The organism is Thiocapsa marina 5811 (assembly GCF_000223985.1).
Classification (GTDB): domain Bacteria; phylum Pseudomonadota; class Gammaproteobacteria; order Chromatiales; family Chromatiaceae; genus Thiocapsa; species Thiocapsa marina.
This window is the reverse complement of record NZ_AFWV01000029.1, coordinates 1-20,136: the sequence shown is the minus strand read 5'-3', so window position 1 is coordinate 20,136 and position 20,136 is coordinate 1. Positions and strand designations below refer to the sequence as shown.

General features: G+C 62.7%; 19 protein-coding genes. 11 read left to right on the top strand and 8 right to left on the bottom strand.

Annotated features, from left to right (window positions below; genetic code table 11):
- The 5 genes from THIMADRAFT_RS23560 to THIMADRAFT_RS25140 all read right to left on the bottom strand — a co-directional run.
- Positions 1 to 413: hypothetical protein (locus THIMADRAFT_RS23560; RefSeq protein WP_007195654.1), on the bottom strand; the 413-nt coding region annotated here is incomplete at its 3' end.
- A gap of 173 nt (positions 414 to 586) precedes the next feature.
- Complete coding sequence (locus tag THIMADRAFT_RS25145) at positions 587 to 1,732, bottom strand: hypothetical protein (protein ID WP_007195653.1); 1,146 nt, start codon at positions 1,730 to 1,732, stop codon at positions 587 to 589.
- Positions 1,733 to 1,923: 191 nt separating this feature from the next.
- Positions 1,924 to 2,628 carry a hypothetical protein gene (locus THIMADRAFT_RS23550; RefSeq protein ID WP_007195652.1) on the bottom strand — a complete coding sequence of 235 codons (705 nt, stop codon included), beginning with the start codon at positions 2,626 to 2,628 and terminating at the stop codon, positions 1,924 to 1,926.
- Positions 2,629 to 2,668: 40 nt separating this feature from the next.
- The gene (locus tag THIMADRAFT_RS23545) at positions 2,669 to 3,208 is read right to left on the bottom strand and encodes a hypothetical protein (protein WP_007195651.1); all 540 of its coding nucleotides are present in this window, start codon (positions 3,206 to 3,208) and stop codon (positions 2,669 to 2,671) included.
- 67 nt (positions 3,209 to 3,275) lie between these two features.
- Positions 3,276 to 6,971 carry a VWA domain-containing protein gene (locus THIMADRAFT_RS25140; RefSeq protein WP_158308420.1) on the bottom strand — a complete coding sequence of 1,232 codons (3,696 nt, stop codon included), beginning with the start codon at positions 6,969 to 6,971 and terminating at the stop codon, positions 3,276 to 3,278.
- A gap of 647 nt (positions 6,972 to 7,618) precedes the next feature.
- On the opposite strand from THIMADRAFT_RS25140, the gene THIMADRAFT_RS26180 reads away from it, so the two are divergent.
- Positions 7,619 to 8,023, top strand: a complete 405-nt coding sequence (locus tag THIMADRAFT_RS26180; protein WP_007195649.1) for a ubiquitin-like protein — start codon at positions 7,619 to 7,621, stop codon at positions 8,021 to 8,023.
- A gap of 178 nt (positions 8,024 to 8,201) precedes the next feature.
- Positions 8,202 to 8,471, top strand: a complete 270-nt coding sequence (locus tag THIMADRAFT_RS23530) for a hypothetical protein (RefSeq protein ID WP_007195648.1) — start codon at positions 8,202 to 8,204, stop codon at positions 8,469 to 8,471.
- A 78-nt stretch (positions 8,472 to 8,549) separates the two neighbouring features.
- On the opposite strand, the gene THIMADRAFT_RS23525 is transcribed toward THIMADRAFT_RS23530, so the two are convergent.
- Positions 8,550 to 9,620 (bottom strand): helix-turn-helix transcriptional regulator, encoded by a 1,071-nt coding sequence (locus tag THIMADRAFT_RS23525; protein ID WP_007195647.1) that lies wholly within the window; start codon positions 9,618 to 9,620, stop codon positions 8,550 to 8,552.
- A gap of 50 nt (positions 9,621 to 9,670) precedes the next feature.
- On the opposite strand from THIMADRAFT_RS23525, the gene THIMADRAFT_RS23520 reads away from it, so the two are divergent.
- The 5 genes from THIMADRAFT_RS23520 to THIMADRAFT_RS26170 all read left to right on the top strand — a co-directional run bounded on the left by THIMADRAFT_RS23520 (position 9,671) and on the right by THIMADRAFT_RS26170 (position 15,064).
- Positions 9,671 to 10,096 carry a hypothetical protein gene (locus THIMADRAFT_RS23520; protein ID WP_007195646.1) on the top strand — a complete coding sequence of 142 codons (426 nt, stop codon included), beginning with the start codon at positions 9,671 to 9,673 and terminating at the stop codon, positions 10,094 to 10,096.
- A gap of 2 nt (positions 10,097 to 10,098) precedes the next feature.
- Positions 10,099 to 12,258 (top strand): AAA family ATPase, encoded by a 2,160-nt coding sequence (locus THIMADRAFT_RS23515; RefSeq protein WP_007195645.1) that lies wholly within the window; start codon positions 10,099 to 10,101, stop codon positions 12,256 to 12,258.
- A 328-nt stretch (positions 12,259 to 12,586) separates the two neighbouring features.
- Positions 12,587 to 12,838 carry a DUF433 domain-containing protein gene (locus THIMADRAFT_RS23510; protein ID WP_007195644.1) on the top strand — a complete coding sequence of 84 codons (252 nt, stop codon included), beginning with the start codon at positions 12,587 to 12,589 and terminating at the stop codon, positions 12,836 to 12,838.
- A complete protein-coding gene (locus tag THIMADRAFT_RS27265; protein WP_007195643.1) occupies positions 12,835 to 13,011 on the top strand; it encodes a DUF5615 family PIN-like protein in 177 nt (58 codons plus the stop codon). The genes THIMADRAFT_RS23510 and THIMADRAFT_RS27265 overlap by 4 nt, the downstream gene beginning before the upstream one ends.
- A gap of 574 nt (positions 13,012 to 13,585) precedes the next feature.
- Positions 13,586 to 15,064 (top strand): hypothetical protein, encoded by a 1,479-nt coding sequence (locus tag THIMADRAFT_RS26170; protein WP_040734042.1) that lies wholly within the window; start codon positions 13,586 to 13,588, stop codon positions 15,062 to 15,064.
- Between the two features lie 711 nt (positions 15,065 to 15,775).
- Here THIMADRAFT_RS26170 and THIMADRAFT_RS23495 read toward each other — a convergent pair.
- Positions 15,776 to 16,003: a hypothetical protein gene (locus THIMADRAFT_RS23495; protein ID WP_199484290.1), complete on the bottom strand. Its 228-nt coding sequence runs from the start codon at positions 16,001 to 16,003 to the stop codon at positions 15,776 to 15,778.
- A 533-nt stretch (positions 16,004 to 16,536) separates the two neighbouring features.
- Here THIMADRAFT_RS23495 and THIMADRAFT_RS23490 point away from each other — a divergent pair.
- From THIMADRAFT_RS23490 to THIMADRAFT_RS23475, 4 genes are all read left to right on the top strand, one after another.
- The gene (locus THIMADRAFT_RS23490) at positions 16,537 to 17,478 is read left to right on the top strand and encodes an ADP-ribosylglycohydrolase family protein (RefSeq protein WP_007195639.1); all 942 of its coding nucleotides are present in this window, start codon (positions 16,537 to 16,539) and stop codon (positions 17,476 to 17,478) included.
- Positions 17,475 to 18,248 carry a metallophosphoesterase gene (locus tag THIMADRAFT_RS25135; protein WP_007195638.1) on the top strand — a complete coding sequence of 258 codons (774 nt, stop codon included), beginning with the start codon at positions 17,475 to 17,477 and terminating at the stop codon, positions 18,246 to 18,248. The genes THIMADRAFT_RS23490 and THIMADRAFT_RS25135 overlap by 4 nt, the downstream gene beginning before the upstream one ends.
- A gap of 77 nt (positions 18,249 to 18,325) precedes the next feature.
- Positions 18,326 to 19,282 (top strand): metallophosphoesterase, encoded by a 957-nt coding sequence (locus THIMADRAFT_RS23480; protein ID WP_007195637.1) that lies wholly within the window; start codon positions 18,326 to 18,328, stop codon positions 19,280 to 19,282.
- Positions 19,283 to 19,401: 119 nt separating this feature from the next.
- Positions 19,402 to 19,683 (top strand): hypothetical protein, encoded by a 282-nt coding sequence (locus THIMADRAFT_RS23475; RefSeq protein ID WP_007195636.1) that lies wholly within the window; start codon positions 19,402 to 19,404, stop codon positions 19,681 to 19,683.
- Between the two features lie 53 nt (positions 19,684 to 19,736).
- Here the strand turns inward: THIMADRAFT_RS23475 and THIMADRAFT_RS23470 are convergent.
- Positions 19,737 to 20,136: hypothetical protein (locus THIMADRAFT_RS23470; RefSeq protein WP_233490339.1), on the bottom strand; the 400-nt coding region annotated here is incomplete at its 5' end.

Sequence of the window (20,136 nt, the reverse complement as noted above, 5' to 3'; positions counted from 1 at the left end):
GCCGCGGCCAAGCCATCCGTCGGGCCTGCCTCCGCCGTGCCGCGCCGGACCTCGACATGCCGCACGCGCAACCGTGCGGCGTCCTGCGCTCGCTTGGAGCGCCCGAGCAACCCGACCGCCACCTCAGGGGCGTCCGCGTCGATCTCCTGCGGAAACACCAAGGTGACGATATCGGGATGGTGGCTGCTGACCACCCACCCGCGACCGCCATCAAGCGCCAACACGCTGAAATCACCGGCGACCGATCCGGCGAGCACCGGTCCGCTCGCACGGAGCAGCGCCTTCGCTTCGGCCGCCGGGTCGGCCGTCGGTCGGGCGAGCCGGACGCACGTCCCCTGCTCGAACAACACCCACGCGGTTGCGGGATCCGCGATGATGGACCGCCAGATGTCGATCCGTTCTTGATCATCCATTCGCAGGCCCTCCGTCGCCGCAGTCCATGGCCGTAACGCCGGGCTGCGGCAGGGCCCGGCGCATCGCCACCTGTTTCGCGACCGTCGTCTGCGTGCGCCGGCCGCATCGAATGCCGCAGGCCCATGTCCGGCGCCCGCGGCCACCGCGAACCCGGGTCACTCCGCCGGGCTCCTCATCGTTCCTCGGGCTCGTCGGGCACACAGCGCCCCTGCCGACATCGGCCCTCCAGCATGCGATCGCGCGACACCATAAAACGGCACGCGGCGCGCTCCGGCCGCGCGCCGTTCGCATCGAGACAGGCGCAGACGTCCGGGGCCTTCCGCAGGCAACCCAGACAATACTCCTCGTCCGCGGTGCTCCGACAGATCCGATCCGTCGGGCAGCGCCGGTGTCCGGGTGGGCATGGGGTAGCGCAGGCCGGGAGGAATTGCACCATCGGGATCGTCCAATCGGTCCAGGGCGGCATGCTCCAGCGACCGGCATGCCACCTCACCAGGGTATCGCGCAGCTCCAGCCGATCGCAGAAGGTCTCGGTGTCCAGCTCCAGCGTGCGCATGCAGCGCACGCCCTGGAGGTCGGCCGATGGCATCGCCAGGACGACGTCCGGCCGACAGTCGTCGCGTTCGAGACAGGTCGGGTCGCGCGGGATCTGCCCGCGCTCCAATGTGACCGTGCCCTGGATGCGCAGGTCACCCGAGGGCGTGCTCCACCCTGCAGGCGACACGCGCGGTGGGGTCCAGTCGAGCTTGGCGAACACGTCACTCCAGTCCCGTGGCGAGCGGATGAGGCGCGGCGGTTTGCAGCCCTCCGCCATTGCGCCGCGCATGCCCTCGAGCACCGCGTTCTCGGGGGGCACGCCCACGCGCGGCACCAGGTCCGGCGGTAGCGTCGGAAAACGCTCCATGAGCCGTTCGGGGTCGGTGTCCTCATCACAGGCGGATTCCTGGTCCTGTGCCTCGCCACAGGGCCCGAGAAGCTTGACCACCCAGCGGCCGTCCTCTTTGTGCAGGAGGGCGGTCACATCCTCGTAGCGGTTTGCACCATCGCGGGATTGCGGGGCAGCCTCGATCCAAGCCCAGCCCGCACGCACCCGCAGCACATCAACGACGAAAACCAGATCCGGACCGGTGAAAGGAGACAGCTCAGCCCGCAACGCATCCAGGATCGCACGGCGCTCCCGGCTGCCGGGCGGAGCTGTAGTGATCCCATCGCTTGCGGCAGTCGCGTCGTGCGCACACGCGACCCCGTAGTACGGCGCGCAGCAGCTCAGCAGAAGTAGGAGCAGAATCCAGTCGATCCAGGCGCGGGTCGGGTTCATCGCCATATCCTCGATGCTACTGACACGAAGAGGCGCATGACCGCTGGCACTTAAAGCCAGGCATCGATCCTGCGAGCGCCATGAGGCGCACCGCAGCACGCCGTTTAGAACCCTCGATTCATTGCGGATGCAGGTCTTGGAGGACCGTCGTGAAACGCTTCTTCCTGTAGTTCCGCAGCTCACCTATAACGCTAGCGCGCATAGTGGAGTGCCATGAAGGAGTGGAACATGAACCCATAGCGGTTATACCAATCCTCATCGCCGAAATACTCACGCTCACATGCGGCAATTTCGCGCAGAGTGCCTTCCAAGCGGCCAAGGAGTTCTTGGTACTTGTTGTGGTAAACCACCTTGAACTGCTTGAAAGAAAGCATGATTTTATCCCTCTCCACCATCCAACCCAAGGCGCCGACGCCGACCGATCCAGCAATGCCGTCACCGAACGCAAGCTGGGCCTTGACCATGTCGTCTGTTTCAACGTAGACCTGTCGCAGTCGTTCGAAGTGGCGACGTAAATCTTGTAGGTCCTGATGCGCTTTTTGGTAGCAGTGGTGGCATCCCGACATGTCGGCACCGGGTTCTTCCGCGCCACAGCCAATCGGGATTCGAGGCATGCCCGGCGGATCGTAATCGGGCAGCGCCTGATCATCCGACGGGTCAAGCGCTTTGGCCCCTTTTTTCGCCAAGTCAACGCCCTTGGGTAGCTTGGTGATAAGACCCACTTGATCGGCGACGCTCGGGGCCTTGACGCCAAGTTTCTGTCCGATATCCACAGCGCTTCCCATGAACTGCGTCACCGAGGCCGCGTTGCCTGCTCCTACAGGCAGTACGAGGAGCAGACTAGTCATGAACAGGACAGTGATCGATCGCCTTTGGTACAAAACTGGAATTGCCATACCTGCTCTTCCCCTCGGGCTTATCATGACCGCTCTTCCACTACTGGCCCCTGTTCCCGGTAACCAGAACCGGCGGCATTGGAGGCTCCTGCTTGTCGTCGACCCACACCAGCAGTACGAACTCCTGTTCTGCACGAGAAGAAACCAAGCGAAGGTATAGATCCCCCTGAACTCGGAAACGCTCTTCACGGGTTCCATCTGCTTCTGTCGAAACCCGTCGTAGAGGCTCATCCCAATAGACCTTTCGCAGTTCCAGAATGATCGGGGAGTCCTTCTCAGCCGTCTCAAGCGCAACCAGAACCGTTTGTGAGACCGACAGTCCGGCTACCTTCATCCAAACCCCATCGCGCGTAGCCGCCCCTTCTACGATTGCTAGCTTCCCACGCGGAACAGCCGGATCCTCGCGCAGATCGATCTGAAACGCATCCGGCTCGTCGAATATCTCACCGCGAGCGACCGGTGCGAAGCCGATCGCGAAGACGACGATCAGCGTCATCAGGGGCCATACCAGGTCGAAGGCGAGGCGACCGTCCAACGGTGTCCGGCTTCTCTCAATCGCCACCAATTGCTTCGGTATCATGAATCACCTCGCATCTTCCCGGCACTCGACTGGATGGCCATTAGGACCCGAACAAATGTACAGAGCATCAGTTCTCCATGGTCTCTGTGGCCGATGGATACCTGAATTGGAGGGAGGTGTCCGCGCCGATCGGGACTCGGGTCTGGCGCCCCTCGTCGATGTGGACCTCGCGCGTGACCCGTTCGCCGTCGATCCGATCGATGACGACCCGATAGACCCCCGCGGCAAGTGCCAAGGGCTGGCCCACAACACCCGTCGCGACCTCTCGGCCGGCCGAGTCCTGCACCTGATAGGCGGCTGCCAGCATCTCGGCGATGGCCTGTTTCAGCTCCCCCTGATCTGCCGCAGTCAGGTATCGGCCACGCCCCGCTTCGGCGGCTGCACGCATCAGGCTGTTCACGGCCGGATCATCGAGGGCAAAACCGACGATGTGAAGACTGACATCAAGGCCCTGCGCCTTCAGATGTTCGACCGTTGCGACGAGGTCCCCACCGCATTCCTCCTCGCCATCGGTCACGAGAATGACGGTCTTCTCTCCCGCGATGTCGCCAAAGTCATCCAGAGTTTGAGCGAGTGAGTAAGCGATGGGCGTCGTTCCGAGGGCCTCAATGCCGCGGATGCGACCGATCAACGCTGGCTTGTCCAACGCGGCGAAGGGATGAATCAGCTCAGTGTCCCGGCAATCACCAGGGCGGCCCTCGCGAATGCGATGGCCATAGACTCGGAGTGCCACCCGCGCATTGGCCGGCAAGGTCTCGATCAGGTCGGCCAGAACCTCCTTTGCAGTGTCCATCCGCGTCTTGCCCGCAATGCGCTTCTTCATCGAACCGCTGGCGTCGAGCACCAACGAAATCTGGGATGGGGTCGCGAACTCCGCGAGTTGGCCCGCGTCCGCCGGCATCTCGACCAGCAGCGTGCCCGCCGCCCGGGTCCAGCCCGGGAGCAGGGTGTAGGCGTTCCCCGACATCAGCTCGGCGCCGATCTGACCGTAGACCGCGACCAGATCATCCGCCGTCGGAATCGGAATAAAACGACCACCTGACGCCCAGGCCAGATGGCGCAGCACCTGTCCGCCACTGGCCCCCACCTCGGGGGCGAAGGCTTGCAGCTCCCCTCCAAGCCCGAGCGTGATGATCCTGGTGCGGTTGGTCGTCAGCACATCCCAGAACTGCGGCGCGCTCAAGCGGCTACCCATGTCCACCCCGTCGGTCATGATCACCAGCACTCCGGGGCGACTACGGTCATCCAGCATCCCTATACCGAGCTCAATGCTGTCATAGAGGCGCGTAGCAAGATCGGCCTTGAACTGGCCCGCGACCGCATTCAGCAAGATCTGTTTGTCGTTCGTGAAGGAACCAACCAGCACATGCAACTCGTTGTTGAAGGCGATCAGCGCGAGGGCCTCGTTGGTACCCACATGTTCGATGAAACCGATGACGGCCTCGCGCAAGACATCCATACTCGCCACGAGGCTACGACTGATGTCCCAGGCCAGCACGATGTCGGTGGGGATCGGCTCGGCCTCCAGCAGATAACGACCCGCCTCCAGATGCCACGAGAGCAACTGGCGGGCGCCGGTCTCCTGACTCGGTACAAAGTTCGCGACCTCACCACCGTCGGCGCTCAAGAGCCGGAAACCGGTCCGGAGGAACGGCTGCCCCGCCAGATCGAGCGTGAAGACACCGCTACCTTGACCGGGAAGGGTGAGACCGAAGACGTGGCGCTGCTGTTCCGGGCTGAAGCGGGCCTGGACGCGTTCGTGCAACGCCAGCTCCGTCGCCTGTTGCACCGTCGCCCCGGGCACCACCTCGAACACCGTCTGCGCTGACGCATCGGTCGCATGAGCGCTTCGCTCAGGCGTCGCGCGCTCCGGGGGTCGCGCAATCAGGGATCGGTAGCCGGGGGCCCGCCCCTCGATCAGGGACAGCGGCCCGAGGCTGGTGTAAGAGCCACCGTGATTGGCCAGCAGCCGCAACTTGACGAACCGCGCCATGCGGCCGATCGGGATCGCGACACGCTCGGCACCCATCGGCACCTGGACGCGCGCGACCTCGGCGAACCCCTGGAGAGGGCCCGCTGAGGACAGCTCGATGGCGATCTCACGCGGATGGGTGGCCGCATCGTGGCCGGAGCGCAGGTCAAGCTCGACGCGTTCAATCAGGGCTTCGCCATCCCCGCGCAAAGAAAGCGTGAACTCCTGGGGCAATGAGGCATCGGCCGAGCGCCATCCGCCGCCGTCGGCAGGACCCAACAGCAAGCGCGCCGCCTTACCGCGATAATGCTCTGAGCTGTAACGAACAAGGCCTGCGCCCAAGGCCGGCAGCGCCAGATCGATCGGAAGATCGGCGACGATCGAGTCCACCTCATCCGCCTCCAGGATCTCGACCTCGGCAAGCTGTGTGCGGCGGGCGCTGCCGTAGTTGGATCGAATCACCAACTTGACAAAGCGTGCCTCGATCTCGGGAAGAGGGATGTAGTGCTTTGCCGTCACCGGCCTGACAAGCCGCTGCGCGGCGAGCTCGAAGCCTGCGTCGGGAGAACTCCGCGAGATCCAGATCTCGACCATCCGCGGCAGCGCCTGAAGGCAACCGAAATCACCCAAGCAGGACTGCGTATCCAAAATGACGCCCTTCAACCGCGCCATCCGCTGCTCGCGCAACGCAAAGACCAACTCCTGCGGGAGACGTCGGTCCTCCGAAGCCCAACCACAGGACGGTTTGCAGGCCTCACCCCCATAGCCGAAACCATCGATCAGGGCCTCGGCGTGCCAAATCGAGTCGTGCGCCTGCGAGGTCGCGGAGAGAACACGCCCGCCAAGCGCCGCGTGAGCCAGGTTGATCCCGGAAGGCAACGCATCCGCGTCCAACAGCTCTGCGACGTCGCCATCGAAACCGATCTCGAACTCGATCGCCGTCAGCGGCTCGCCGTTTTCGAGACGCACCCGAGCCTGATAGCGGCCGGGCCAGAATCCCCCATCCCCGGGCAGGAGTGCCGTGCTACGCCAAGCACCCGAGCGCAGCACGATCTGGGTATCGAGAAGTTGTGTGCCTTCCGACATCCCCTCGACATCGAGCGCGTGCCAGCTCACGCGCACCAAATCCGGGATCTCGGCGCCTTCCGCGCGCAGTGCCAGATGGACGGCCGGATCCGCCGCGGAAAAGACCTCGGGCGTGACGATGGGGGCTTTGTGCTGGTCGAGTTCGCGGGCCGTGACCAGCTGAAGACTTCCCCGGCCCAGGGACACCGTGACACCTGGGGCATCTACACCTGGGGCATCGCTGCTCTCTCGTCGTTGGCCGTCGAGTGAAATCCCGGAGCCTTCGACAACCAACTCCTCGGGTGCAGTAGTGGTACCGGTCGACGGGGCAACGGTTGGCGTTGGAGGAAGCAGCGGCGCAGGCTCAACCTGACTCGAAGATGGCTCCTGAGCCGCAGCTGAATCAGGCGCGGGAATCTCGCTCGGCCCAAGTTCCTGATCGAAAAAATCCCCGATCACCGCGACCCCCGCCATGGCCGCCTCGGGACCCTCCTGGGTTGCAAAGACTTCCTGCAGCGCCTGAGTCACCGTCCGCCCGCTGGTGCTCGGCACGGCCTCCTGGACCGCCGGTGTTGCAGACGGTGCCGCAACGGAAGGCACCGCATCGAACTCCAGCTTGCGCTGTGCCTGGCCCGCGACCGACAACACCAACCGGTAGGAGCCGGGGGCAATCCCTGGATCAGGCGCACGAAACGGCACGAGCCGGGTCTGTCCGGCCGCAAGCACAACCACATCCTCTGCGAGAGCCTCCGCTTCATCAGCCGGCGACCGCGGTTGTTGCTCCCACACGAGGTGGACCAAGGTTCGGCTAGCAAGGGCTGAGGTTACCTCCAGAGCGAAACCGGGTGCCCCCGCGACCAGCTGATCGACCGCCCGGCAGTCGCCGCGAATGAGGTCAGCCTGAGCGCATAATCTCGCCTCAAGATGACCGCCATCGGCCAAAGAACAGGGCATTGGAAACCAGAGAAGAGCCGCGAAGCCCAGCTGACGCGAGAGCCTAGAATCAAACATACCGTGCCTCCCGCTTGTTCCCGTAAGTGCGCCTCGTTGGGATCTCGCACGAGAACTGACCACTAAGAAGTATAGGTAGGATCAGCACTAATTTCTCTCGGCCACATCAATCTCGAAGTTGGCTTTTACTGCCGGTCGAAGGCGCGAGGCGCCGCGAACCGGACGGGCACGACCGGGATTCTCATCGGTGTTGTCGCCGAGGTTTGTCTCGATCCGAAACCTGATCCCGGCTGAGAGGTCGTCTGCCCGAGCGACACCGACACCGAGAGGTTTCCGTCATGTCGTGTAATCGTTACCATGCACCGGAACTCGCCGCTCTTCGCCGTCCGCTCTGATCCTCCACTTCTGTCGCTACGCCGCCCATGAAAAAGCCCGGTTTTGTCCTTTTGTGCCTGCTGCTCGCTTTGGCCCCCGGGGTGAGCTTCGGAATGCAGATCTTCGTCAAGACACCCACCGATAAGCACATCACCTTGGAGGTGGAACCGTCCGACTCGATCGAGAACGTCAAACAGAAGATTCAGGACAAGGAGGGGATACCGCCGGATCTGCAGCGCCTGTTTTTTGGCGACAAAGAGCTGGAGGATGGCCGTACCCTCGCCGACTACAACATCCAGAAGGATTCGACTCTACGTCTCGTCCTGCGCGCGCAGGAGCCGACCGCGGTGCCGGTGCTATCGACAGGAGGATTGATTCTTCTGATCCTGCTCTTGGCAGCCGTGACCGGTGCTCGCTCGAGGGCCGCGTCGCGGCCACCGCGCACGCGCTGATCGTCCGCGCCGACGGCATCAGCATCCACACGGTGGGTTCGGGACTGTTCACGGGGTATGAGCTTGACGGCCTGGTATTGGAGGTCGCGGGCGAGCGGGAGCGCGAGGTATTCGAAGGTCGCTATCATAACGGTCGCGGTCATGTCGCTCAGATCGTCGGGCGCAAGCAGACAGAAGATTGATCGGAACTGTACGACCGGACGTCGCCAATGGGCGCCAGCTCATCAAGCGCGCAGCGGGTGCCGATCTGCTCCACCCCGAGTCGCCGATCGGCCCGGACCAACTTGCTCCGACCGTCCTCTCGGCGACGCTCGACGAAGTCGCCGCCGTGCTTCGGATCCTCGACCCCGCGCAATGCGCCGCGCTCGCGGATCAGGCCATCCGCCTGCTCGAAGAGCGTGCCGCGCAGGGGTCGATGTTGCGCCTGCGCGGCGGCGTCTCGACCTGATCCTCGCAAGTCTCGGGGTGGAAGACGCACCGCGCCACTGAGACCGGAACAAGGCGCCGACCTCCGACGGCCGACCCCTCAAACCGCGTCGTCCGCTCCCGACCGCTCGCCATAGATCGCCGCCATCTTCCCCGCCTGCACCGCCACCACATGGCGCAAGTCCGGCGGGGAGACCACCTCCAGATTGTCCCCCGCCCCGAGCAGCCAGCGCAGCAGCTGACCCGTGGAGGGGACCCGCGCCGACACCCGCAGATCGAACGCGGAACCCTCGGGCTCGTCCTCGAACCACTGGCCGGGTGCGAGCGGACAGGCCGCCAACACCGTGGCCAGATACCCGCGGACCCGCAGCTCCAGATCGATCAGCTCACCCTGACCGAAATCCGCCTGACCGCGCGCGATGGCCTGATCCAGGTCGAACCCCGCGGCGGCCCGCGCGGGCGTGTCGCTCGCGGCCTCCGCCCGCACCATCCGGTGCAGTGCATAGAGTCGCACGGGCGCGTCCTCGTCGTTCTTCAGCGCGAAGAGATAGGGGATCGGGCCGCGCTGAAGGAGCGCCTGCGGATGGATGCGCGCCGGCGCGCACAGGTCTTCGGCGTTGCGATAGGTGACATCCAGCGCATGGCCTTGCGCCAGGGCCTCGATGACCGCGCTCAACACCTTGGGATGCAGCTCCACGGGTTGCAGTCGCAGCGTATCGGGCACGATCCGCAACCGGGTGCGATCCAGCACCGGACCTTCGACCTCGGTGAGCACGCGCTGCCAGAACCGATCGAGCTGGCGCATGGGCACATATTCGGCGATCAGGTCGCGGATCTGCCCCAGCGCGTAGTGCAGCACCGGCGGGTCGTCGTTCAGGTCATCCGTCAGGCGCCGATAGCGCAGCGGCTTGCCGCCCGGATTGACCGCCTCGATCCGCCCCTCCTTCACCAGCTCGTCCAGATCGCGCTGCAGTGCGCGCCGCCGCGCCTTGTCGTTCTGCGCGCCGAAGGCATCGCCGAGGATGGTGAGCAGACGCGCGCCGTCCGGACAAGCTTCGACGGAGGACACGTCCCGCGGCAGCAACTGCTCCAGTCGCTTGAGACGTGCGATACGGGTGGTGTGGATGGCGCTCATTCCGCGAGTGTACGACAGGGTGTGACGCATGCCCATGGTCAAATGGATCTTGTCGCCGAATCCGCCCCACCGACGAGGTCTCCAGCATGTCCCGACACGACCGTTCACTCTCCTCGCGCGAGCTGCTTGCCCGCATCGGTCTGAGCGAGGAGCATCCGCAGGATCTGCTCGACAACGAGCCGCTCGACGATTTGAGCGGCGACATCGGCGCGGCACTCGCCGCCCGCTGCCGATCCTTCCAGGAGCGTCACACCTTTGCGGTCGGCGATCTGGTGACCTGGAAACCGGGGCTTAAGAACCGCCGCATCCCGCGCTACGGTCAGCCCGCCGTGGTCATGGAGGTGCTGGATCCGCCCGTCGTCGACGGCGAGCGCGAGTCCGGGAGCACCTATTTCAACGAGCCGCTCGACCTGGTCCTGGGCCTCTTCATCGACAGCGGTCCGGCACGCGGCGAGCTGCTGACCTGGCACTTCGACGGCCGCCGTCTGCAACCCTGGACGCGGGAGGTCTGAGCATGCCCCAACCCCGCACACTCTGGCGCAAGGACTTCGCCGCCGTGCCGGCCTCGGCGCGGCGGGCCGCGTGCTATGCCCTGCGACTGGTTCGCGCGTATCCCAAGCTCGAGGACCGATCCACGCTCGGCGCGCTCTGGACCCTGTGTCTGCCGCTGTTCGAGCCCGAGCAGGTCGCGGCCTTCCTGGCCAACGCCGTCGGTCGCGACCCGGACGACGCCTGGGCGGACGCCGACGAGGAAGCCCTGCAACCGGAGGACGACGCCGGCCTGCGCGGGCGTCTGCGTCGGCTGCTCCAACGCATGCCGCGCTCCGTCTTGACCCGCCTGGCGGCGGCCGACGCGGCGGAGCCGACGCCGCCCGTGCTTGCGATCCTCGGCGAGAGTCTCGGACTGGATCCGACCGACCTGAAGATCCTCGCCTATCTCGACGCGTACGACGCCCACGAGCCTTTGCGGACCCTACTTCGCCGCTACGAGCAGGCCACCGCGCGACTCAACCTGGTCCGCCTCAGCGCGGCCCTCGCGATCCCCGAGCGCACCCTGCGCGAGGCCCTGACCCGCCAAGCCCCGCTGCGTCGACTCGGTCTGCTCGACTACACGGGCGCCCCCTGCGACCTGGAAGACTTCGTCCGCCCGACCAGCCTGCTGCGCGAGCTCATTGATGCCGAGCCGACGGATGCCGAGGCACTGCTCGCCATCCTGATCGAGCCGGCACCCTCCGCCGCCTGGCCGCTGGCGGCCTTTCCCCATCTCGCCGACGCGGTGGCGCACCTGCAAGCGATCCTCGGCCGCGCCGCAAAGACCGGCGCGATCGGCGTCAACGCCCTGCTGCACGGCGCACCCGGCACCGGCAAAACCGAGCTCGCCCGCACCCTGGCCGACGCCTGCGGGCTGCGCGCCTACCAGGTGCGCAGCGCCGACGAGGACGGCGACGGGCTCTCGCGCACCGGGCGCCTCTCGGCCTATCTGCTCGCCCAACGCCTGCTCGCACGCCGTCGCGATGCCCTGCTGATCTTCGACGAGGTCGAGGACGTCTTCGACACCGGCGACGACCTCTTCGCGCTGCTGCGCGGTCGCGCCGGTCCGGGACACCAGAAGGGCTGGATGAACCGCACCCTGGAGGACAACCCGGTCCCCGCGCTCTGGATCACCAACAGCACCGAGGGGATGGATCCGGCCTTCCTGCGCCGCTTCCTGCTGCCGCTCGCCTGCACCACCCCGCCGCGCTCGGTGCGCCGACGCATCGCCGAGTCCCACCTCGGCGATTGCGGCCTGCCGCCGGCCCTGCTCGACGCGCTGGCGGACGATGCCGCGCTGGCCCCCGCACAGTTGGGCGCGGCCCGGCGCCTGCTCGAGCTGCGCCCGGAGACCGCCCCCGAGCCGACCGTGCGCCATGGTCTCGCCGCGATGCGCAGCCTCCTGCACGGCTCTCCGGCTCCGCCGCGGCGACGCCCCGGCATCGCCTTCGACGTCGCCTTCCTCAACCTCGCCGGCGGGATCGCCCCGAGCGCCATCGTCCAGGCGCTGGATCGCACCGGCCACGCCAGCCTGTGCTTCTACGGCCCGCCCGGCACCGGCAAGACCGCCTTCGCCGAGATCCTCGCCGAGGCGCTCGATCGCGAGCTGATCGCCCGCCGCGCCTCCGATCTCATCTCCCCCTACGTCGGCGAGACCGAGCAGAACCTCGCACGGCTCTTTCGCGACAGCGACCCCGCCCACAGCCTGCTGCTGCTCGACGAGGTCGACAGCTTCCTCGGCGACCGACGGGACGCCCGCCACAGCTGGGAGCGCACCCAAGTCAACGAGCTGCTCCAGCAGATGGAGCACTACCCCGGCATCTTCGTCGCGGCGACCAACCTCATGTCCGGGATCGATCCCGCGGCGCTGCGACGGTTCGACTTCAAGCTGCACTTTCGGGCGCTCGCTCCGGAACAGCGGCTTGCGCTGTTCGCGCGCGAGGCGCTCGGGGATGCGACCCTCTCGGTTCCGGCCGACCTCGCGCGGCACCTTGGGGCACTGGAAACGCTCACGCCCGGCGACTTCGTGACCGTGGCGCGGCAGCGTACACTCCTGGCCGAGACGCTCGCGCCGGAGCAGTTCCTCCGCCGGTTGGCTGCGGAGTGTCGGTTGAAGGGGGAGGCTCGGCACGGCGTGGTCTGACTCCGTGGGCGCGGGAGCCCTTCGTCAGGATCAAGGGGGAGCATGTCGGCGTGGAGGAGATGCCCTCGACCGAATGTCGAACCCGACAGGTGATGGGATGGACGTGACAAGAGCCTCGACCATTAGACACGCGACCCAAACCTAAAAGAGCCAGGGACACCCGCTCTGCGGTGCCACGCATGCCCCTGGCGCTCTGCGCCACGTGCGACGACGGTCGGATTCACGCATGATGTCTCGGAAACCGAACCAACAACCGGAGAATGACGGCGATAAGACAGCCTGCACCCGGAACCGGTCATTGGCGATCAATCGATAAGAGTGCCTTACGATGAACGAAAAACAACTGTTGGAACGCATCACGGTCAATCCGGCCATCTTCGGCGGTAAACCGATCATCCGCGGGCATCGACTGGCAGTAGAGCATGTCCTGGGAATGCTTGCGGCCGGTGACGATTTCGAGACCGTTTTAGAGGGCTATCCCTGGTTGGAGCAGGAGGACATCCTCGCCTGTTTGGCTTATGCGCATCGGTTGGTTGAGCATGAGCGGGTGGAGCCACTGATCATCAACGCAGCAGCATGAAGCTCTTGTTGGATACTTCCGTCTGGGGCGGGGCGACCGCGGTCTTGACCGCAGCCGGGCACGATGTGCGCTGGATGAGCGAAACCGATCCCGACCCAGGCGACGAAAAGATCATGCGCAAGGCTTATGACGAAGGCTGCGCCCCGATCACTCTTGAGAAGGACTTTTGCTAGTTGGCCATTCTCTACGGTAAACCGAGTCGCCGCATCTCCCTGCTGGCCAACATCCCTGGTCGCCAGCAGGCGCAATAATGCGCGACTGTGCTCGAACGCTTCGAGTCTGAGTTCGCTAGTGGCGCTATATTGACAGTCACATCGGATCGGGGCAGGATTCGGTCCGTGGATTGAACAAGCCAGGAAGCAAACGAGTCGCATCCTGCAATCACGCATCGCGTGATTGCAGGACTTGGCCCTACTACGCTCGCTTGCCCAACCCAGGCCAACTCTAACCCCGCCAAGATATGGGCAATTCCAAGAGTTAGGTAAACCGGCTCCGGTATACCAAAACACATATTCGCGACTTGCAGCCACTTGATGCGTGATTACAAAGTTTGACTCTACCCGTCATGGACGCAGGAATATAATTTGACAATCCGTTTCACGGCTAACTCATCGGACTTGAGGAAGAGAAGATGCTCGCGCCTTTTAACGAACGCAGTCGCGTCGAAATCCCGATAAGAATATAAGATAAATCTTTTATCATGCTGAAAAATAATAGTGAATTCCCGTATTGCGGCCCACGATTGAGATGAAATATAGTTTTCAAGGGAAAGGCTATACGACGTTGTCTTCATGCTACGAGGACAACAAAGAAGAAGTTACTGTTTGCATTGCAACAGTCAGACAACGACTAAAGGAAGGCTGGTCTTTGGAGCAGGCTCTTTTGCATCCCAAAAAGAAAACACTTACCACTAGATTGGGTGAGCATTTTGTTGAAGGGAAAGCATACGAAAACCTTTGCAGTATAGCGCAAGAGTATGACATGCCTTTTAACACGATTTACAAACGATATTCACGAGGATGCCGAGGGGACGAACTTGTTCCCCTAAAAAAAAGACGGGCATATACGGCTCCGAAAGAAGATAATCAGCATCGATTCGTTGCGGGTGGAGTTGAATACAGAAGCGCCGCCGAAGCTTGTAGGAGATTAGGTGTAAAATATGTAACTTATCGTAATAGAATAAGAAACGGTCATACAATCGAACAAGCTCTTGGAATTATTGCTGTAGAAGACGGTCGAGTTACTCGCGGAAAGAAATATGATGCCGATGGAACTTACAGAACCATTAAGGAGTTAGCTGAGTTTTTCAGCGTTCCTGAACCAACGATTAGAGATCGTTTGCAACGTGGCGCTACAATTCGCCAAGCCTTGGGCTTAGAAGAAATCTCCAATGGCTCTCATCTCAAACAATGCGAAGTCCAAAGAACTAAGCGAGCGGCAATACGACTCGAAGTAGATGGAGAAATATTCAGGAGCTACAAAGCATTAGCTGATAAGTATGGCTTGCCTCAGTATACAGTAAGGCAAAGAATCGTTGATTATGGCTACACTCCCGAAAACGCTGTTAAGCTAGACGGTAAAAGTAAACCCATTACAGTAGAGGGTGTCGAGTACCCGAGTAAGGCAGCTTTAGCTGAAGCATATGGTTTGACGCCTGCCGTGCTATTAGCGCGACTAGCTGGTGATGTAACAGTCGAGCAAGCTTTAGGCATTGAGCAGAGAGAAACCTTGAAATCGATAGATTTTGAGGGAGAGATTTTTTGCTCTTTAACCGACCTAGCGAATAAAAAAAACATTCCGATTGGAGCTCTTAGATCACGCATTAAATCTGGCTTATCTCTGAAAGAAGCAATAGATGCCGGAGATAGAATTAGAAACTCAGGCCGCTACAACCTAACCATTCTGGAAAGAGACGAACATCTGGCACATCAATCTGCGTGGCTGTACTTTGTACGAATTGTCATCAATGGCAAAGAGCGCTTCAAGATAGGAATCACAACACAAACAGTGGCTGATCGGCTGAAGCAGGAAGCTTATGAGTTTGCCACAATAAAGGTCGTTAGAGGAACTCTAATGGACTGCTTCATCTTAGAACAAGAAATAATCGATTTGTTGTCAGATAAAAGAGATCTTGGCGTGACAAGCAGTATGCTCGATGGCTATTCAGAAGTATTTAATCTCGATGACGGCGATGTCAAATTTATTTCGGATTTTTTAGGTGCGTAGGGAAAAATAGCGGAACTTCGGGGTAAAGCTTCGGGGTCACCATTTGTTGCGGCCTGGCAAGGCCGCGTTTTCTTGGTGCGAAGCCTACCCGGGTAACCGTTAGCCATGGGCCTGGAATCGAGACGTGCAGTCAGTCCGGTAACGGACTGGTTGATGCGTCGTCAGGAGAGGAGGCGAGGTGCAAGGGTAACAGGTGAAGCTGACCTTGAAGGTGTTGAGCTCCGAAAAGACCGACGTTGGGAGCGGCCGATGGTTTAAATGGGCCAGCAGGCAACAGCGCCGTATGCGCCATGCCGAGTACGCAGCGTCCCCCCGGAGTCGAGCCTCACATTGAGATAGCGCGTTAACCAGGGAGATCCGACAGTCGGCGCCGAAGGATCGGCGCATCCGCGAACAAGCGTCGAAAGCGAGGAAGCGGGCGGAGGCTGTCGGAAGTCGGAGCCACCCATAGGAGCACGGATCTGCGGTAATGCGCGGGGAGCAAAGGGGTGGCGGTCTGGGAGAACGAGTCGGGGAGACATGGCCCGACGCAGAGTGGACTGTGACCATGACAACACGACTGGCTCGTTTCACACAGAAGGCGCGTGAGGAGACGCGCGAGCGGTTCAACGCCCTGATGGGTCTGGTCTTCGACCCGGAAGGGCCCCAAGATCAGTTGTGTCATCGTCAACCTCCACATCCTCCGCGATCGTGTTCGCCAGAATCCCGCCGTCAGCCCTCACCGAAAAAGGGATCCGGCAACGCGGGATTTCTCAACTTCGACGCCGCCCTGGCGCCGACCACCGGCAGGTTCGCCGGATCGAGCAGGCCGATCTGCACCAGGACGCTAGCCTGATCCCAGTGAATGTGCTCGTAACCCACCTTGCCAGCTTCGATACCGACGATCACGACGAACACCGCCTCGACCCGCTTGCACGTCGGCTCCGCGCCCGGAAGCATCCAGTAGATCTTCTGGCTGTGCGTGAAAGAGATGATCAGCTCATCGACCAGCAGCTCCTCCTGTAGGTGCGGGAGACGGTCTCGAAGGTCACGTCTCGCGGGGAAAACAGCCCGACGAGCCTGGTCGGACGTTCTCGAGATACGGGTTCGGAGCCATCCGGCAAGGCTCGTAACAATTAGTGGGTCGTCCATGGACAGCAACGGAGGAAGATTGGCGAAATGGATGCCCGTTTCTCGCGCCGCTTCCGTTTGGCTTCAATCCAGTCGCATCCATCCAGTCGGCGATTTGCTCTATGTCCAGCGTAGCAGCAGGAATCCTGTAGAGGGGGCCGAGGAACCCGCTCGGCCGGCCCGAGCCTGCACCTCCGACACAGACTCCGCAGGCCTATACGACGACGGCTGTCGTATAACCGCGGTATCCTTTGACGATACCGGAATGTGGACAGAAGGATTGTTCACTACCGATCCAAGACGATGAACATCCGACTTCGTGCTCGGACAGGACCGCCCCTTACCCGATGGAGAAGAAGCCGATGACCGAAACCGCCGACACCCCGACTTTTGCCGACCGCGCCAACGCGGCCCTGCTCGCCCATGCCTGCGGCGACCGTTTCGGCGCCCCGCTTGAGTTCGTAAAGGACGCGAGCGTGCGCACCCGGCCGGTCCACTTGGGCCATTGGACCGACGACACCCACATGTCGCTCTATCTGGGCGAGGCGATCCTGGAGCATGGACCGGGGCCGCTCGAGCCCGACCGATTCGGCACGCTGGTCGGCGAGGCCTTCGTGCGCTGGTACCATGATCCGCTGACCCCGTCGACCGCACCGGGCAACACCTGCAAGGCCGGCGCTGCGCGTTTCGAGCGCGAGCGCGACTGGACCATCAGCGGGGTGCGCGAGTCCGACGGCTGCGGCGCAGTGATGCGGATCGTGCCCTTGGCGCTGGCCTATCGGGGCGAGGATCTGATCGAGTCCGCGCGCATCTCGGCGCTGCTCACCCATGCCCATCCGAACGCGGTCGAGGCGGCCATCGCCGGGGCCTGGCTGGTGCGGGCGATCCTGGAGACGGGATGCTGGGACACGACGTTGGTGGAGGAGGCGATCCGAGGGCTCGACGGGCCTTGGCACCAAGGCGGCGAGGTCGCGTCAAGCCTGCGTGCGGCCATCGGGTGGGCGCAGCGCGGCGAGGACTGGCTCGACGAGGAGGCCATCCCGCCGGGCGACGGCGGCTGGCGCTCCGGTAGTGCGTTGGGCCTCGCGGTCGCGGCGGCGCTGCGCTGGCCGGAAGATCTGGGCTTAGCGGTCGAGAAGGCCGCGCGGATCCGCGGTGATTCCGATTCGGTCGCCTGCCTTGCCGGCGCCCTGCTGGGCGCGGCGCTGGGCACGGCCGCGATCCCGACGGAATGGCTCGACACCCTGCCGCAGCGCGAGGAGATTGCCGGGCTCGCGGATCGCCTACTCGGACTTGCAGCATGACGGCCACGCATGCACCGCTGGTGGCGATCGGCGATCTGCACGGCCATCTGGATCTCTTCGAGCGTCTGCTGGAACGGATCGACCGTGAGGTACCGGCTGCACGCATCGTCACCCTCGGCGACTATGTCGACAACGGCCCGCAGATCCCCGCGCTCCTGGATCGCCTGATCGCGCTGCAGGCCGAGCGTCCGGGGCGCTTCTTTCCGATCCTCGGCAACCATGATCTGGCGCTGCTGCGGGCGCTGGGTTGGCCGGGAGACGTGCCGGACAGGGCCTGGTACTCACGCTGGAGCGGACGCTATTGGAATCCAGGTCTCGGCACGCCCGAGGCCTATGGTGCGCACGATCTCGCGAGCTTCGCCGCGGCATTCCACGCGCACCATCGGCGTTTTTTGTCCGATCTGCCTTGGTTCTTCGACAACGGCGAGGTCTTCTGCGTCCACGCGGGTTTGGATCTCGGCCCGATCGCCCCGCAGCGCGCGGCGCTAGAGCGCAAAACACTGCCCATTGAGCCGTCCTTCATGCCCGACGCCCTGCGCGACAAGGCCAGGGCGACGCGGCACGATCCGGACTGGGAGCGCGTCGTCGTGAGCAGCCACACCCATCTGCCCGGACAGGCGATCTTCTCCGCACCGCGGCGCGTCTGTGTGTCGGCCACATCGGATCACGGGGGCGGATTGCTGGCGGTGCTGTTTCCGGAGCGGCGCTGTTGGTGGACCAACGGGGACGAGGCGACCGAGATCGCGTGCGCGCCTGAACCGAGCGGGTGATCGGAGCGACCCCTGCCTCGGAGCGCGCAACGCCCGCCTCGGCGGGTCGACCCTGTAACGTCAACAGAGGAGCGAACATGTACGATCTGATCGGCGACATCCACGGCTGTGCGAATGAGCTCAAGGGACTACTTGCGAAGATGGACTACCGGGAACACGCCGGGGTCTGGCGACATGCGACACGCCGGGTGATCTTCCTCGGCGACTTCATCGATCGCGGACCGGCGCAGGTCGAGGTGCTGGAGATGGTTCGCGCGATGGTTGACGCCGACCAGGCGCTGACGGTCATGGGCAATCACGAGTTCAACGCCGTGGCTTGGGCCACGCCGGTGGCAACGGGCTCGGATGCGTATTTGAGACCGCACACCGAGGACAATCGCAAACAGCACGCCAAATTTCTCGATCAGGTCGTAGAGGACAGTGGGGACCACGAGAAGTGGATCGACTGGTTTCGCGGCCTGCCGCTCTGGCTGGATCTGCCGGGTCTGCGCGTCGTTCATGCCTGCTGGCATGCAGACGCCTTCGCCGACTTGACCGGGCACCTGGACGAGCTACATCGGATCCGCGACGAGGCAGCTTGGGCCGCACTCACCCGAAAAGGTGACCCCGCCTACGACGCACTGGAGACGGTACTGAAAGGCTTGGAGATCGTGCTTCCCGATGGCGTCGAGTTCAAGGACAAGGATGGCAAGGTCCGCAGGCATGTCCGCACCCGCTGGTGGAAAGACCACCCGATCACCTATCGGGATCTCGCGATCGCACCGACCGATGTCATCCCGCAGATCCCGCATGAGCCCGCCCCCGAGGATATCCTGCCCGGCTACGACGGGGAGAAGCCGGTGTTCGTCGGCCATTACTGGATGCGCGGCACTCCGCGCCCGCTATCCTCACGCGTCGCTTGTCTGGATTACAGTGTCGCCGCGGGCGGGAAGCTCTGTGCCTACCGCTGGGACGGAGAGCATGACCTGGTCGACGAGCATTTCTGCTGGGTCGACGTGGATCGCCGCCAAACCGCAACGCAAGGAGCAGCATGATGAAAGAGCACAAGGTCGTTGAGGATGACCCGCGCCGGGCGGCTCCGGAGCTTGACACTCCGCAGTGTCCGAACAGGATTTCGATTGTCACGTATTGACCGCCACAACTGGAGGAAAGGATGAGCAAATTCAATGAGGTCCCAGTAGAAGCCGATACAAGAGTCCTTTTCCAGGAACTGACGACGCTCGGCACGTATGATGTCTTGCATCAAAAGTGGATCTGGGATGGCATCACCGCAGAGAGTATCATTTTCGCAAACGAGGACATCACAGACGTGACGGATCATGATCTTGAAATGCAAGTGAAGGCATTTCGGAATCTGGCGGCAGACACCAGCATGACGCTAAAGCGATCGGAATCCGGCTTTACCTTTGTCAACTTCAACTTCGAAGCGGACTAACCGGAGTTGGATGCGAAGTGTTTTTCTCAAGACCGACGATCCAACCCACCGATTCAGATTGATTGCGAGCTTTTCCCGAGCAGAGACAGGATCGCGAGCATTGTATTGAACTCCGCACGATCAGGATCATATCCCTTCATCAAAAAGCATTCCTCCAGAGTGGCGGTTAGCGATTCCAGATCCAACTCCGAAATGATCTCCAATCGTTTTTCACCGGACATTGCGCAACTCGAAAATTCGCAGCTGCCAACGTCGAGAAGGTCTCTGATGTAGACCGGTTCTTCGAGATCTCCCGCAACGACATGGAGTCCTTCAATGCGATAACCTTGATCTTCGCCTCTTCGTGTCGCTTTCCATGCGTCGAACTTTTGCAGAACGTGCGCGTAGAAGTTATTCAAGAGTTCTTCGCGGTCTTTTCGCGATTTTTCCATGTCGGTGTGACCTCGTTGTCTT